Source organism: Streptomyces sp. NPDC005402, assembly GCF_040606575.1.
Lineage (GTDB): Bacteria > Actinomycetota > Actinomycetes > Streptomycetales > Streptomycetaceae > Streptomyces.
In genome coordinates this window covers 1-15,654 of sequence record NZ_JBEXFB010000044.1, presented here as the reverse complement: position 1 = coordinate 15,654, position 15,654 = coordinate 1, and the positions used below count along the sequence as shown (strand labels likewise).

Below are 15,654 nucleotides of genomic sequence, written 5' to 3'. Positions count from 1 at the left end.
GGGCGGTCGCCGTGTCGGGCTACTCCTTCGTTCCCGGTGCCGGAATGCTGCCCGTCGTCGCCAGTTCCCGGTACCACAGGGCGCTGTCCTTCAGAGTGCGGCGCTGGGTCTCGTAGTCGACGTGGACGATGCCGAAGCGCTTCGAATACCCGTAACCCCACTCGAAGTTGTCCATCAGCGACCACACGAAGTACCCGCGCAGATCGACGCCGGCGGCGAGCGCCCGGTGGGCGGCGACGAAGTGCCGGTGCAGGTAGTCGACGCGCTCCGGGTCGTGGACGGCGTGGCTGCCGTCGGGGCGGGTGGTGAGGTGGTCCTCGAAGGCCGCTCCGTTCTCGGTGATGACCAGCGGCTGGTCCGGGAACCGGGCATGCAGGTCCAGCAGAAGTTCTTCGAGGCCGTCGGGGTCGATGTTCCAGCCCATGGCGGTGTGCGGGCCCTTCTGGGCGACGAACTCGACCTGGGGTGAGCCGGGCCAGGCGGAGCCGCCCATGTCCTTGTGCCCGTCGTTGTTCTGACGCGCTGCCACACCGTCCCACAGGCGAACCCTGGTGGTGGCGTAGTAGTTGACGCCGAGCAGGTCCAGGGGCTGGTGGATCAGGGCGAGGTCACCGTCCTGGACGAACGACCAGTCCGTGACGGCCGCGGTGTCCTCCAGGAGGTCCTGCGGGTAGTGGCCGCGCAACAGGGGTTCGGTGAAGGAGCGGTTGGCCAGCGCGTCGATCCGGCGTACGGCCTCCTCGGCGCCGTCCCCCTCACCGCGCAGGACATGGAAGTTGAGGGTGACCGAGTACTGCGGGTCGTTGGTGGTGACCTCCCTGAGCTGCTGGACCGCGAGCCCGTGGGCGAGGTTCAGGTGGTGGACCGCGGTGAGCGCCGCCGCACCGTCGCTGCGGCCGGGGGCGTGGGCGCCGGCGCCGTAGCCGAGGTAGGCGGAGCACCAGGGCTCGTTCAGCGTGGTCCAGATCGCCACACGGTCACCGAGGGCTTCGCCGACGACACGGGCGTAGTCGGCGAAGGCGAACGCGGTGGCGCGGTTCGTCCAGCCGCCCTGGTCCTCCAGGGCCTGCGGCAGGTCCCAGTGGTACAGGGTCGCGACGGGGGCGATGTCCCTCTGGAGCAGGCCGTCGACCAGCCGACTGTAGAAGTCCAGTCCCTTGGGGTTGACCGGGCCCCGGCCGGTGGGCTGGATGCGCGGCCAGGCGATGGAGAACCGGTAGGCCTTCAGTCCCAGGGACGCCATGAGGTCGAGGTCCTCGTCGAGGCGGTGGTAGTGGTCGGCGGCCACGTCCCCGGTGTCGCCGTTCCACGTCTTGCCCGGCGTGTGGGAGTAGGTGTCCCAGATGGAGGGGCCGCGCCCGTCCTCGTCGGCGGCGCCCTCGATCTGGTAGGCGGCGGTCGCGGAGCCGAGGAGGAAGTGGGCGGGGAAGGACAGGGGCTGGGCTGTCGACATGCGGGTCGCTTTCCGGTGATGACCAGGGGCTGGGGGGTGGTGTCCGGGAACCACGGTGATGTTAACGTTAACAAGCTGTCAAGGCCTTCACCGCGACCGATCCCGCTCCCACCCCGTCCGCCCCGGAGTGCGCCCGTGCCGACCTTCTCCAACCCCGTTCTCGCCGGCAGCCGTCCGGACCCCTCGATCTGTCGGGTCGGGGAGGACTTCTACCTGGTCACGTCGTCGTTCGCGTACTATCCCGGGCTCCCGGTGTGCCACAGCCGCGACCTGGTGAACTGGTCACCGCTCGGACATGTGGTGGACCGCCCCTCGCAGGTGTCACTGGCCGGCCTCGACGTCTCGGACGGCCTCTGGGCCGCCACGATCCGCCATCACGAGGGCACTTTCTACGTGGTGGTGGCCCTGGCGCGGGGCCGCCGGGGCAGCACCACGTACCTCTTCACGGCGTCCGACCCCGCCGGACCGTGGTCGGACCCGGTCGTCCTGGAGGCGGAGGGCATCGACCCGTCCCTGTTCTTCGACGACGACGGCCGCTGCTGGTTCACCGCCTGCCGCGACGCCGCCGAGCCGGAGGTGACGGGCCCGGGCGAGCTGTGGATGCGCGAACTCGACCTCGCCGCACTGGAGTTGACGGGCCCGACCCATGCCCTGTGGTACGGCGCGATGCGCGGCGCCTGGGTGGAGGCACCGCACCTGTACAAGCGGGACGGGGTGTACCACCTGATCGGCGCGGAGGGCGGGACCGAACACCATCACTCCGTGACCGCGGCCCGCGCCGACGCCGTCACCGGCCCGTACTCCACCGACCCCAGGAGCCCGCTGCTCACCCACCGCCACCGCGGTGCGGCGGAGCCGATCCACAACGTCGGTCATGTCGACCTCGTCGACACGCCCGCCGGTGAGACCTGGGCCGTGGCGCTGGGGACGCGGCCGGTCGACGGTACGCACACGCTGGGCCGCGAGGTGTTCCTCGTCCCGGTCGAATGGACCGCTCGGGGGCCGGTGTTCGCGCCGGACACCGGCCGGGTGAGGCTCTGGGAACGGTTGCCCGCGGGGGCCGTCGCGGCGCCCTCGGCCCCGGAGGCGCCCGTGCGGGACTACTTCACCGGCCCGTCGCTCGGCCCTGAATGGAACAGCCTGCGCGGACCGGTCGACCATCTCGTCTCGCCCTCGGCCGGGGAAGGCGGCCTGACGATTCGCCTCTCCCCCGAACCCCTCACCTCGACCGGAACCCCCGCATTCGTCGTACGCCGTCAGCAGCATCTGCGCATGCGCGCCGCCGCCCGGATCCGTCTCCGCGCCGCGGCGCCGACACAGGAGGCGGGGCTGGTCGTCTTCCAGAATCACCGCCGGCACGCCACCCTGGCGCTCACCGTCGACTCCGACGGAACGCGACAGGTCGTCCTCACCGCTGTGGAGGCAGGCACCGCCACTCGTGTCGCGGCCGTCCCCGTGACCGACGGCGAGGCCGTCCTCGCGGTGGCAGGCGACGAGGCCGGCTACACCTTCCACGTCGGGGACAGCACCGTGGGCAGCATCGAGCGGCCCTTCTTCAGCACGGAGCGCGCGGGTGGGTTCGTCGGCGTCCACATCGGCCTGTACGGCGTCGGCGACGCCGGGGCCGGGCAGGGGGAGGCCCTTGTGCGGTGGTTCGAGTACGGGCCCCGCCCTGCCCTGGGCACGGAGACCGATCAGCTGTAGAAGTTCTTCGCCCAGCGGTGCCCGGCCAACACGGACAGCTCCCGCGGGGTGAGCGGCGGGGCGTCCGCGATCGCCGCGTTGCGTTCGACGTTCGTCAGGGACCGCATGCCCACGATGACCGTGGAGACCGCCTGCCCCGCGAGAGCGAACCGCAGGGCGGTGGACGGGAGTTCGTCGGCGTTGATGTCCAGGTCGGCGAGGATCGCCTCGACGCGCTGCTGGACGTGGGCGGGCCGGTCCTCCCTGAAGTACCAGTTGCGCCAGTCCCCTTCGGGGAAGGTGACACCCTTACGGATCGCACCGGTGAGGGCGCCTTCGTCGAGGGCGACACGGACGATCACGCCGACGCCGTACTCCTCGCAGGCCGGCAACAGAACGTCGGACGGGGCCTGTTCGAAGACGTTGTAGATGACCTGGACGGTGTCCAGGACGCCGGTGCGCAGCACGGTGAGGACGTTGTCGGGCTGGTGGTCCTTGACGGAGATCCCGAAGAACCTGATCTTGCCCTCCTCCTTGAGGGCGTCCACCGTCTCCAGCAGGTCACCGTGGCCGGTCCACTCGTCCTCCCAGGTGTGCAGCTGGAGGAGGTCGACGTGGTCGCGGCCGAGTTCGCGCAGACTGGTCTCCAGGCTCTCGCGCAGATGCGAGCCCGGGAACACCTCCATGGGGTCCAGTCCACTGGACGCCAGGGAGACCGGCACCCTGGGTCCGACCTTCGTCGCCACGTGAACGCCGTCGCCGCCGCCCGGAAGCTCCCTGAGCGCACGGCCGACGATGCGCTCGCTGCGGTCGTAGGCCCGGGCGGTGTCGATGAAGGTGACGCCCAGGTCGAGGGCGCGGTGCAGGGCGCGTACGCCGGAGTCGTCGTCTGCGCCGACCCAGGCTCCCTGGCCCAGCCCCCAGGCGCCGTAGCCGATCTCCGACACGGTCAGTCCGGTGTTGCCGAGTTCGCGATAACGCATGTGCTGTTCGTACTCCTTGGGTGAGGCCCTTTGCGCGGGGCAGCGGATTCTTCGAACGGGTACGCGCTTCAGGAATCCGCGCGGGGTACGGCGGTGCTGCGCCGTACGACGAGTTGCGGCGTGATCTTCTGCCGCTGAGCCGGTTCCCCGCCCACCCTGCGCACCAGCAGCTCGATGGCGCTGCTGCCGAGGTGGGCGAAGTCCTGGCGGACCGTGGTCAGGGCGGGTACCAGGTATCCGGCGCCCTTCATGTCGTCGAAGCCGACGACCGACACGTCGTGCGGCACCTTCACGCCCCGCTCGGCGAAGGCGGCCAGCGCGCCCATGGCCATCTGGTCGTTCCCCGCGAAGACCGCGGTGGGCAGGCCGCTGTCGGCGGCGCAGAGTTCGTGGGCCAGGCGGAACCCGCTCTCCGCGCCGAAGTCGCCTTCGAGCAAGGCTCCTCGGGCTGCCGCGGCGGTGAGTTCGGCCTGCCAGCCGTCGAGGCGGGCCCGGGCGTCGAAGGTACGCAGCGCCCCCGTCAGGTGGGCGATGTCACGGTGTCCGAGGCCGAGGAGGTGCCGGACCGCGAGCCGGGCGCCGAGCTCCTGGTCGACCTCCACGAAGCTCAGCTGGGGGTCGGGGACGTTGCCGGACATCACCACCGCCACCGGCACCCCGAGGGAGAGGCCGGACAACGCCTCCACCGCGTCGGGCCGGTCGGCGACGACCGCGATCGCCTCCACCGCCTGGTCGATCAGCCGCTGGACCGTCTCCATGAGGTCACCGGTGGTGCTCTCGCCCTGCCGGCTGGCCAGGCTCACCCAGTAACCGGCCTGCTTGGCGGCCGTCTCCACCCCGAGGAGGATGCGCGGCAACTCGAACAGTTCCGACCCGACGATCACCACGCCTATCGTCGAGGAACGACGGCTCTTGAGGGCCCTGGCGACGCTGTTGCGGCGGTATCCCAGCTTCTGGATCGCCGCCTCGACCCGGGTCCGGGTCTCCGGCCGCACCGATGGATGGCCGTTGACGACACGGGAGACGGTGATGTGCGAGACGCCGGCCTCCCGGGCCACGTCCATCATGCCCGGCGGCCGGTCCATGTCACTCGTCCTCTGCCCTCGACCCCAGCAGGCGGCCTCACGCCCGTCGCCGATACTGCCACAGGCTCCGGCCACCTCCTCGCCTCAGGAGCCCTGCGGCGCCGTCAGGCCGTCGCGTGACGCCACCGCCATCCGGCCGGCCGCGGCCAGGTCGTCCGGGGCGAGGAGCTCGACTGCCACGTGGGGGTGGAGTCGCCGGGCTTCGTCGCCGACACGCAGGAGAAGGCCAGGGAGCCGCAATGGGGGTCGGCGTAGGGGGTGCCGCCGGGAGCGTGGGGCAGGGCCGCGTCACAATCGCCCGCCGACGGACCGGACGACCTGGCCAGGGTCGCGCCTCTCGTCGCGGCGCCGGAGAACTGCGCGCGACACTCCTCCGCTTCCGGCGTCACAGCGGGGACGGCTCGTGATCAGCGCACGGGCGGCCGCGTCTTCCGCACCGGCAGGCCTGACAGACGTTCGGTCGGCACTTCGCCCACGCGGTTCCCCGGCCCCGTGGCCTTCAGGACGTGTAGCGCGGTGTCCACTGGGCCTTCGTGATCGCTTCGCGCAGCTCGGCCTCCGTGGCCTCGGGGGCGACGCCGTCCTCGACGGCGGCCTGTGCCACCGCGAGCGCGATCTCGCGGGCCGCGTCCCGCATGCTCGCCAGCGGGGGCAGCAGCGGGGTGGCCCCATCGGTGCCCGCCTGTACCGCGCACTCCCCCACGGCCCGGGCCGCCGCCACCATCATGCGGTCGGTCACCCGGGTGGCCCGGCAGGCGGTGACCGCCAGGCCGACGGCGGGAAAGACGTAGACGTTGTTGGCCTGCGCCACCGGCACCTCGCGGCCGTCCACCTTGAGCGGCGGGAAGGGCGATCCGGCGGCGATCAGGGCCCTGCCGTCGGTCCAGCGGGCGAGGTCGGCGGGGTCGGCCTCGGCGTTCGAGGTCGGGTTGGACAACGGCAGGATCACCGGCCGGTCGCAGGAGTCGGCCATCGTCCGCACGATCTCCTCGGTGAACGCGCCGTGCGCCGTGGACAGCCCGATCAGCACCGTCGGCTTCACCTCGCCCACGACCCGGCCGAGGTCGGGCGCGTCCCCGCCCCACTGGTGTACCTCCGCGTCGTCGCGCGCGTAGAGGCGCTGCTCGGGGGTGAGGTCGGTGCGGGACCGCACCAGCAGGCCGTCGATGTCGACGAACCAGAACCGGCCGGCCGCCTCCTGCTCGGACAGGCCTTCCTGCACGAGTGCGGTGCGGATCATGTCGGCGACCCCGATGGCCGCCGAACCCGCGCCCAGAACCACGATCCGGTGGTCGGTCAGGGATGCTCCGGCGACCTTCGTGGCGGTGGTCAGCGCGCCCAGTGCCACGGCCGCCGTGCCCTGGATGTCGTCGTTGAAGGTCAGCAGCCGGTCCTGGTAGCGGCCCAGGATCGGGCGGGCGTGGGCGGTCGCGAAGTCCTCCCACTGGAGCAGGGTGCCGGGGAGTTCGGCCTCCACGGCGGAGACGAACGCCTCGATCATCTCGTCGTAGGCGTCCCCGGTGACGCGGTGCTGCCGGCGGCCGAGGTAGTGCTCGTTCGCGAGCAGTTGCTCGTTGTCGGTGCCCACGTCGAGGAGGATCGGGAGGGTGCGCGCGGGGTGGATGCCGCCGATCGCGGTGTAGAGGCTGAGTTTGCCGATCGGGATGCCCATACCGCCCACGCCCTGGTCGCCCAGGCCCAGGATGCGCTGGCCGTCGGTGACGACGATGACGTCGACCTCACCGCCCGGCCGGTTGCGCAGGATCTCCCGGAAGCGGTGGCGGTCCTCGTAGGTCAGGAACAGACCGCGCGGCCTGCGGTAGATCTCGCTGAAGCGGCGGCAGGCCTCGCCGACCGTCGGGGTGTAGACGACCGGCAGCATCTCCTGAAGGTGCCGGGTGAGCAGACCGTAGAAGAGCACCTCGTTGGTGTCCTGGAGCTGGCGCAGGTAGATGTGCCGGTTCAGCGGCTTGTCGTAGCCGAGGAACGCCTCGTACGCCCGGTCCGCCTGCTCCTGCAGCGTCTCCGTCGCCGGTGGCAACAACCCGTCCAGGCCGAGTTCGGCGCGCTCCGCGGGACTGAAGGCGGTTCCCTTGTTGAGCAGGGGGTCGGCGAGCAGGGCGGTTCCTCGGACACGGTCGGAGCGCGGTGTTGCCATGGTGTTCCTCGGGTCGACGGGCATCAGGGACGGTTGCGGTGCATCTCTACTGCCCCGTCCCCGGACATCGGAATCACCGGCTCCGGTGACGGGGAGTCCACCCCTCAGGCGTCCGGCGCCGCGTGGACCCGCCGCCCTTCGACGAAGGTCTGCAGGACACGGGTACCGGAGATCTCCTCGGGCGGCCCCGCGAACGGGTCGCGGTCGAGGACGACGAGGTCGGCCGACTTGCCCACCGCGATGCTGCCGGTGATGTCGTCGAGGTGGTTCGCGTAGGCGCTGCCCGCCGTGTACGCGGCGATGGCGGTGCCCAGGTCCAGGCGCTGCTCCGGGAGGAACTCCGGGGTGCCCTCGGGGGCCTCGGGTGCGATCCGGTTGACCGCGACATGGATGGCCTGGAACGGGTCGGGGCTGCTGACCGGCCAGTCGCTGCCGGCGGCCAGGGTCGCGCCCGCACGCAGCAGATCGGCGAACGGGTACTGCCGTGTGCCGCGTTCCGCGCCGAGGAAGGGCAGGGTCAGTTCGTCCATCTGCGGTTCGTGCGCGGCCCACAGCATCTGGAGGTTGGCGCTCGCACCCAGCGCGCGGAACCGGGGGATGTCGTGCGGGTGCACGACCTGGAGGTGTGCCAGGTGGTGCCGTGTGTCGCGCCATCCGTTGGCCGTGCGGGCGGACTCCACGGCGTCGAGGGCCTCCCGCACCGCTCGGTCGCCGAGCGCATGGAAGTGGACCTGGAAGCCGGAGGCGTCCAGCTCGGTGACGTACTTCCTCAGGTCGTCCGGCTCCACGAAACTGATTCCGCTGTTGTCCGAGGCGCAACCGCAGCCGGTCAGGTAGGGGTCGAGCATCGCGGCGGTGTGGTTCTCCGCGATGCCGTCCTGCATGACCTTCACGGTGGTCGCGCGGAACCGGTCCCGGTTCAACTCCTCACGGCGGGCCACGAGTTCGGGGATCTGTTCGGCGCCCCGTTCGCGGTCCCACCACAGGGCGCCGACCACCCGGGCGGTGAGCAGGCCCCGATCGAGGGCGGCGAGGTAGGAGGGGGCGGGGTCGGTCATGTTGGCGTACGCGCCGACGATGGCGTCCTGCCAGGCGGTGACGCCGTACGAGTGCAGCACGGCCTGGGCCCGCAGCAGGGCGGCGAGTTGTTCCTCCGGCGTGGGGTCGGGGACCAGCCTTCCCACCAGGTGGACGGCGCCCTCCTGGAGCATGCCGGTGGGGTTGCCGTCGGCGTCGCGTTCGATCCGGCCGTCGGCGGGGTCGGGCGTACGGGCGTCGATGCCCGCGCGTTCCAGGGCGCGGCTGTTGACCCACGCGCCGTGGTGGTCGCGGTTGGGCAGGAAGACGGGGCGGTCCGGGACGACCGCGTCGAGGGCCGCGGCGGTGGGAGCGCCGCCGGGGAACGCCTCCAGGGACCAGCCGCCGCCGGTGATCCACTCGGCGTCCGGATTCTGGTCTGCGTACGCCCTGATCCTGCGCAGGTACTCGGCCGGGTCGACGGTGTCCGCGAGGTGGCACAGGCCGAGTTCGAGGCCCGCGCCCTGCGGGTGGACATGGGCGTCCTGGAAGCCGGGGAGCAGCAACTTACCGGCCAGGTCGACGACTTCGGTGCGCGGGCCGATCAGCTGATGCACCTCGTCGTGGCCCACGGCGGCGATCCGCCCGTCGCGCACGGCCACGGCGGTGGCGCGGCTGCGGGCGGGATCGACGGTGTGCACGGGACCGCCGGTGAGGACGAGGTCCGCGGTGTGTGACATGTGAGTGAGCTCCAGAGAGGGGTCAGACTGCCGTGCGGTCCATCGGCAGGGTCAGGGACTCGGCGTCGGTGCCGCGCCCCGTGCTGAAGTACGGCGAGTGCCGCACGTACTTGGCGACGGCGGCCATGCCGAGGCCGACGAGAATGATCGCGGCGGGCAGCGAGAACATGAACCAGCCGTTGTCCGGGCTGAGTTCGAAGTGGTCGCTCATGGTCAGGTACGAGTATCCGAGGTAGCCGCCGAGGCCGAGCAGGATCAGGCCTGACACGGCGGGCACGCCGATGGCGAGCAGCGCCTCCCGGGCACCTTCGTGACGTGCGGAGCGGAACCGCACGGCGCAGGCGAGCGCGGTGAGGCCGTAGTAGAGGGCGACGATCAGGCCGATGGCGTTGACGGCGGCCAGCAGCATGTCGCTCAGCTTGGGGATCGCGACGGCGAGCAGGGCGATCACTCCGGCGATGGCCATCACGACGACCGTGCCGGCGGCGGGGGTGCCGTAGCGCGGGTGGACGCGGGTCCACACCGGTCCCATCGTGCGGTCGCGGCTCATGGCGAACAGGCCGCGTGCCGTGGGGATGAGGGTGGCCTGCACGGAGGCGACCGCGGAGAACATCAGCGCGACCAGGGGCAGGGTGGCCCAGGGTTCGGCGGCCAGCTTCTCGCCGAGGTACGGGAGCGCCTGGGGGCCGTTTCTGACGAGTTCGGCCAGGCTCATCTCCCGTTGGAAGGCGACCGAGGCGAAGAGGAACAGGCCGAGCATCGCGAAGAGGGCGATGAGGCCGCCGCGGGCCGCGTCGCCGGGGCTCTTCGTCTCCTCGTTGACGCTGAACGCCGCGTCCCAGCCCCAGAAGAAGAACACCGCGAGGACCATGCCCTGGGCGAAGGCGGTGCCGCTGGAGATCTCGAAGGGGTTGAACCAGGACAGCGAGAGGGCGTGGTCACCGGTGACCAGGGCCCAGCCGCAGAAGGCCAGCAGGACCGTGTACTCGAAGATCAGGAGGGCGAACTGGAAGCGGGTGGCGGACCGCACCCCGGTGACGGCCAGCGCGGTGAGGGCGAGGAGGATCACGAGTCCGACCGCCGTGGTGACGCCGGTGGACGTCGGATCGAGGGCGATGCCGGCGACGCTGTGCAGACCGGCCTTGTTCGCGAAGGCCAGGACGACCGAGCCCATGATCGCGCTGGTGTAGGCGCAGAAGATGACCGAGCCGACCAGGGTGACCCAGCCGGTCAGGAAGCCGGGCCAGGGGCCGAGGGACTTGCCGACCCAGACGTAGCCGTTGCCGCAGTTGGGCTCGGAGCGGTTCAGGCGGGCGTAGGCGGTGGCGATGCCGAGGACCGGCAGGAACGCCAGGAGCAGCAGCGCCGGGGCCTGGAGGCCCACGATGGTCGCGATCGTGCCCATGCCGATGGCGATGCTCGTGGTGGCCGCCGTACTGGACGCGGCGATGGCCACGCCGTCGACGACGCCGAGGGAACGGCGCAGATCCGGGCTCGATGCGGAGGAGAGGGGCGGTGCGGACGACATGGAGGGCTCCTCGGGGACGGGAGACGGGGAAGAGCCGCGCGGTGAGGTGATGGAACAGCCGACGTCCACATTGGGTCAACCCTGTTGACGTAAGGCGGCCGGGGTCGTTCACTGAGGGACCCGAGAGCCGCCTTACGCCGACGGGCTCCCAGCGAGAGGAAGTCCGGTCATGTCCACCCGTGTCCCCGAGGAACGCCGGCGCCGGCGGCCCACCCGCTCCGGAGTCCTGCTGTCCGAGGACCTGATCGTCGAGACCGCCCTGCGACTGATCGGCGAGCACGGTTCCGAGGCGCTGAGCGTGCGGCGGCTCGGCTCGGCACTGGGCTGCGACCCGACCGCGCTCTACCGCTACTTCCACGACACCGACGACCTGGTGCTCGCCATCGCGGACCGGATCATCGGCGAGGCGATGGCGGGGTTCGTCCCCGGGAACGACTGGGTGGCCTCGCTGCGCGAGATGGCCCTGCGGGTGCGTGCCGGATACCTCGCCCATCCGCGGGCGGCCGCCCTCGCCGCCCACCGGGTGACCCGGCGCGGGAGCGAGATCCGGGCGGTGGACACCGGGATCGGCCTGTTGCTGTCCGCGGGCTTCGAGCCGGCCGCCGCCGCCCGCCTGTACCTGGCCTTCATCGACACCGTGCTCAGCCACGCCGCCACGGACGCGGCGTTCCAGGCACTCCCCCGGCAGCAGCGCGAGGCCGACCAGCGAGCATGGCGGGAGGTCTACCAGGACCTGGACCCGCAGGCGTACCCTGCGCTGACCGTCGTACGCCGCGAGCTGCCGGGGCTGGCGGACGGCTCGTTCGAGGACGCGGTCGAACTCCTGCTGGAGGCGCTGGCGGCGCGGGCACCGGCGCGCCGCTCCGCACCTGGCTGAGTCTTTCCGTTTCGGTCGTCTCCCCGTCGCGGCACCCTGCCGATCGGGGCGCACACCGAGGGCCACATGGCGCACAAGTGGCGCGAATACGACGTACGCCCCTCGCGCCCACCGCACCCCACGGACATCTGCGCAGGAGCATCACACAGGCTGCACACCGCCTTTCGAAAGCCTCGCTACTTTTGCCTCCGGCTCGATCCTCCGTGCGAACGAGACCGGCCAACGGCCATCGGGCCGATGGTGCAGTCGACTCAGGAAGACCAGATGGACTACTGCTCCTCGTGCCGTCGGCATCTCAACGGCGCCCTGGCGTGTCCCGGATGCGGCGCCTACGCCCCGGACATCGCTCCCCCCGCCCACGTCTACGCGACGACGGGCACGGCGGCAGCGGCGTGGGACGAAGCACCCACGTGGCACGAGGCGGGCAGCCATGAGGACGCGGCCACCGGCCCCGACGTCCCGTCCGAGGACGTGGCGGACGCGCCGGTGGTGGCGGAGGGACGGGCCGCACGGCGACGCCAGCGGGCCCGCTGGAAGAAGAACCAGCGCAAGGCCGTGGTCGCGACCGCCGTCGCCCTCGTCGGCGGCGGCCTGACCGTCACCGCGATGAGCCAGCAGTCCAACACCCGGACCCAGGCGGCCACCACGCCGGACAACCGCGCCATGGGTGTGGCGGAACTGCCCACGTCGGACGACGACCTGCCCGAGTCGACGCCCGCCAAGGCACACCAGGCGTCCACGACCACGCCCTCCACCAAGGCCGGCTCGCACCGGCGGACGGCCGACTCGGCGTCCACCACGTCCCGGTCGTCGGTCCACACGGACTCCGCCGGCTCCCCCACCCCCACGGCGACGACCGCCTCGCGGTCGCAGTCCCAGGGGACGCTCTCGACGTCGGTCGCGGCCGGCGCCGACACCGGCGGCACGACCGGTACGACCACCACGACCTCGGGCACGACCGGCACGACGACGCAGCAGAACTCCTCCTCGTCCACGGCCACGAACAGCACGACGACCACGAACACGAACACCGGCTCGGGCACGAGCACGGGCACGAGCACGGGTGCCAACAACTCCCAGTCTTCGCAGACTTCCACGTCGTCGTCCGCGACCGATCCGTCGGGGCTGTGCGTGCTCAACCTGCTCTGCATCAGCTGAACACCGCTCTCCGGTGCGCTACCAGCACAGCGGAAGCGTGGCGAGGTGGTCGTCGAGCAGGCCGGAGATGATCCGGTGGTCCTGTGCGGAGGGATGCCAGTCACAGCCGAGGTGGTCCAGGGCGGGGTCGTCGTAGTACCAGTGGGCGATCCGCTCGTCGCCCCGCGCCCTGCGGATCCGGGCGATACCTTCGACGGTCTCGGCGAAGGGGCTGGTGCCCAGGTTGGTGGCGCTGACGACGAGGAACGTCCTGGGGCCGTAGCGGGCGCGCAGTGTGTCGAGGAAGCCGTGATAGGCGGATTCGTAGGCGGCGACCAGTTCGGCCTGCGTACTCCAGCACTCGCCCGGATTGAGCGGTGTGGAGAAGTCGTTGAGGCCCAGCCCGATGACGACGACCTGCGGCTGCCAGCCGGGCGGCTTCTGCCAGACGTCGCCCTCCACGCTCAGCAGGGCACGGTCGTAGTAGGTGCGGAAGTCGGTGCCGGGGCTGCTGCCGTTGTAGTTGCGGACCATGCCACGGCCGGAGAAGGCGTTGATCTGGTAGTCGGCACCGAGGCGTCGGGCGGTGAGGGCGCCGAAGGAGAGGTCGGAGTCGGTGTTCCGGTCGACTCCCCCGTTGCCCGAACAGTCACGTGTGCCCGAGACGTTGCCGTAGCCCGCGGTGTAGGAGTCTCCGATGAACTCGATCTGCCTGCGCCGGGCCGCGGGCCTCGCGAGAATCGCACCGCCCGCAGCCGCGACGAACCCGCCGAACCGGCCCTCGCTCCAAGGGCTTTCCGTGCGTTTGACGAGCCGGACACGGTGCTCGGTGTCGGCCAGTCCCCTGATCCAGGCGGTGGTCCGGCCCGGGCTCACGAGGGTGGCCGCGGTCCTGCCGTCCACCTGGACGTCGTAGTCGTTGACGGAGTCGTCGAGGAGGATGCCGACGCCGGTGCCGCGGAACCGGGCCTCGAAGTAGATGCCGGGCCAGCTGTACCGCACGAACCCGTCGGCGGCCGCCTTGACCCGGCCCACCGTGTGGAACCGGGCCGAGGCGGCGCCGGCCGCCCGCGAGGGGGCGGCGACGGCTGCGACCAGGCCGGCGGCGGTGGCGGTCACCAGAGTTCTGCGGGATAAGCGACGGGGCGGAGAGGGCTGCATCTGGCCATCCTCGGGTGTGGGGAGACGGTCGGACGGGATGCGGTGCCCAGCCCCCGATGCCCCGTACGGCCCGCGCGGCCCGTACGGCACGGGAGCGCTCCCACACCCCTGGCGCTGTCTCAAGGTGACCGTCCCACGCGTGCCCGTCAACCCCTCCCGAAAGCATCTTCACGCGGTCGGCGAGGGCGAGGCGTGACAGGCCGGGCATGAGTGCGGATCTTCGGGGTAGCAGAGTCGATGCTTACCCGGGGGAAGGGCCGTCGCACCTGGGGAGGTCGAGACGGCCCTTCCCCCAACTCCATTGCCGTGGCAGGCCCGGAGGTCAGCCCAGTTCCTCGGCCAGTCCGACGATGATGCCCTCGGGGCCGCGGACGTAGCAGAGCCGGTAGACGTCCTCGTACCGAACGATCTCGCCGACGAGTTCGGCGCCGTGGGCGCGCAGGCGGGCGACGACGGCGTCGATGTCCTCCACGGCGAACATGATGCGCCGGATGCCCAGCGTGTTGGTCGGCGCGTCCCTCGGTGCCCCGCTGACCGCCTTCGGTGTGTGGAACTTCGCCAGCTCGATGCGGCCGTGGCCGTCCGGGACGCGCAGCATGGCGACGTCCTGCCGCACGTCGTCGAGCGCGATGATCCGTTCCACCCAGCGTCCCTCGACGGGCGACCGGCCCTCCAGCTCCATGCCGAGTTCGACGAAGAACGCGACGACGGCGTCGAGGTCGTCGACGACGATGAGGACGTTGTCCATCCGGCGGATCGTCATGCTGCGTCTCCTTGGTGTGGCGTGCCGGTTTTATACGCCGAACAAGGTTCCCGCGTTGTCGTGGCACACGGCCCGCAGCCAGTCCTGCCCGAGGTCCAGGCGTTCCAGGGCCTGGAGCTGGTGCAGGTAGGGGTAGGGAATGCTGGGGAAGTCGGAGCCGAGCAGGATGCGGTCGCCCAGGGCGGCGAGCCGGGGCAGCGCGCGGCGCGGGAAGGGCATCAGGCCTTCGGTGAAGTCGGTGAACGCCATGGTCGTGTCCAGCCGCACCTCGTCGTACCGCTCGGCGAGGTCGAGGAAATCCTCGTACTCGGGCATGCCCATGTGCGCGACGATCAGCCGCAGCCTCGGATGCCGGGCCAGCACCCGCGCGATGGGCTCGGGGCCGGTGTGCTTGCCGGGCGCGGGCCCGGAGCCGCAGTGGATCACCACGGGGATGCCCGCCTCGGCCAGCAGCCCCCAGGTTCGCCGGAGGAGGTCGTCGGCCGGGTCGTACCCGCCCACCTGGACGTGTGCCTTGAACACCCGCGCCCCGGCCTCGACGGCCTCACGGACGTAGGTCTCGACGTCCGGCTCGGGATAGAGGGTGGCGGTGTGCAGACAGTCGGGGGTGCGGCCGGCGAAGTCGGCCGCCCATCCGTTGAGCCACGCGGCCATACCGGGCTTGTGGGGGTAGAGCATCGCGGTGAAGGCCCTGACGCCGAACCCCCGCAGCAGGGCCGTTCTCTCCGCCTCCGCCTTCCGGTAGGTGATCGGCCATCCCAGCCCGCCGACGAGCGGCCCGTTGGTGTCGAAGTACTCCCAGACCTTGTGCAGCACCCGCTCCGGCATGAAGTGGGTGTGGACGTCGATCAGGCCCGGCAGACCCAGTCCTCCCCAGAATCGGCGGATCTCTCCGGCCTCGTCGTTCGTCGCCACGTCACGATCGTTCATGCCGACCACGATCGTCCCTGGTGAGGGGGACGGCGACCTTTTTCGCGAATCCCGGCTCACGAAAGACGCTTCCGGCCCGCGGTCGTGACCAGGTCACCGAGCTCGGGTTGCCGAGGACCACGAACAACAGGATGACCAG

At 71.2% G+C, this 15,654-nt stretch carries 12 protein-coding genes; 3 read left to right on the top strand and 9 right to left on the bottom strand.

What is annotated here, in order from left to right; genetic code table 11:
- Positions 1-19: 19 nt before the first annotated feature.
- A complete protein-coding gene (locus ABZT02_RS43460) occupies positions 20-1,453 on the bottom strand; it encodes a GH1 family beta-glucosidase (protein ID WP_356028412.1) in 1,434 nt (477 codons plus the stop codon).
- A gap of 135 nt (positions 1,454-1,588) precedes the next feature.
- Between ABZT02_RS43460 and ABZT02_RS43455 the strand changes: the two genes are divergently transcribed.
- Positions 1,589-3,157: a glycoside hydrolase family 43 protein gene (locus ABZT02_RS43455; RefSeq protein WP_356028410.1), complete on the top strand. Its 1,569-nt coding sequence runs from the start codon at positions 1,589-1,591 to the stop codon at positions 3,155-3,157.
- Here ABZT02_RS43455 and ABZT02_RS43450 read toward each other — a convergent pair.
- The 5 genes from ABZT02_RS43450 to ABZT02_RS43430 all read right to left on the bottom strand — a co-directional run bounded on the left by ABZT02_RS43450 (position 3,148) and on the right by ABZT02_RS43430 (position 10,647).
- Entirely contained in the window at positions 3,148-4,119 is a 972-nt protein-coding gene (locus ABZT02_RS43450) for an aldo/keto reductase (RefSeq protein ID WP_356028408.1), read from the bottom strand. The genes ABZT02_RS43455 and ABZT02_RS43450 overlap by 10 nt on opposite strands.
- A 68-nt stretch (positions 4,120-4,187) precedes the next feature.
- On the bottom strand, positions 4,188-5,204 hold the full coding sequence (locus ABZT02_RS43445) for a LacI family DNA-binding transcriptional regulator (protein ID WP_356028405.1): 1,017 nt from the start codon (positions 5,202-5,204) through the stop codon (positions 4,188-4,190).
- 499 nt (positions 5,205-5,703) lie between these two features.
- Positions 5,704-7,362 (bottom strand): NAD-dependent malic enzyme, encoded by a 1,659-nt coding sequence (locus tag ABZT02_RS43440; protein ID WP_356028403.1) that lies wholly within the window; start codon positions 7,360-7,362, stop codon positions 5,704-5,706.
- A gap of 104 nt (positions 7,363-7,466) precedes the next feature.
- The gene (locus ABZT02_RS43435; RefSeq protein ID WP_356028400.1) at positions 7,467-9,119 is read right to left on the bottom strand and encodes an amidohydrolase family protein; all 1,653 of its coding nucleotides are present in this window, start codon (positions 9,117-9,119) and stop codon (positions 7,467-7,469) included.
- Positions 9,120-9,141: 22 nt separating this feature from the next.
- On the bottom strand, positions 9,142-10,647 hold the full coding sequence (locus tag ABZT02_RS43430) for an APC family permease (RefSeq protein ID WP_356028398.1): 1,506 nt from the start codon (positions 10,645-10,647) through the stop codon (positions 9,142-9,144).
- A gap of 169 nt (positions 10,648-10,816) precedes the next feature.
- On the opposite strand from ABZT02_RS43430, the gene ABZT02_RS43425 reads away from it, so the two are divergent.
- Together ABZT02_RS43425 and ABZT02_RS43420 are read left to right on the top strand one after the other, a co-directional pair.
- On the top strand, positions 10,817-11,524 hold the full coding sequence (locus ABZT02_RS43425) for a TetR family transcriptional regulator (RefSeq protein ID WP_356028395.1): 708 nt from the start codon (positions 10,817-10,819) through the stop codon (positions 11,522-11,524).
- Positions 11,525-11,761: 237 nt separating this feature from the next.
- A complete protein-coding gene (locus tag ABZT02_RS43420) occupies positions 11,762-12,682 on the top strand; it encodes a hypothetical protein (protein WP_356028393.1) in 921 nt (306 codons plus the stop codon).
- A gap of 18 nt (positions 12,683-12,700) precedes the next feature.
- Here ABZT02_RS43420 and ABZT02_RS43415 read toward each other — a convergent pair whose 3' ends face one another.
- The 3 genes from ABZT02_RS43415 to ABZT02_RS43405 all read right to left on the bottom strand — a co-directional run bounded on the left by ABZT02_RS43415 (position 12,701) and on the right by ABZT02_RS43405 (position 15,515).
- The gene (locus ABZT02_RS43415; protein WP_356028390.1) at positions 12,701-13,822 is read right to left on the bottom strand and encodes an SGNH/GDSL hydrolase family protein; all 1,122 of its coding nucleotides are present in this window, start codon (positions 13,820-13,822) and stop codon (positions 12,701-12,703) included.
- A 322-nt stretch (positions 13,823-14,144) separates the two neighbouring features.
- Positions 14,145-14,585, bottom strand: coding sequence for a VOC family protein (locus ABZT02_RS43410; protein ID WP_356028387.1), 441 nt, complete (start codon positions 14,583-14,585; stop codon positions 14,145-14,147).
- Positions 14,586-14,615: 30 nt separating this feature from the next.
- Positions 14,616-15,515, bottom strand: a complete 900-nt coding sequence (locus ABZT02_RS43405) for an amidohydrolase family protein (protein ID WP_356028384.1) — start codon at positions 15,513-15,515, stop codon at positions 14,616-14,618.
- Positions 15,516-15,654 lie beyond the last annotated feature (139 nt).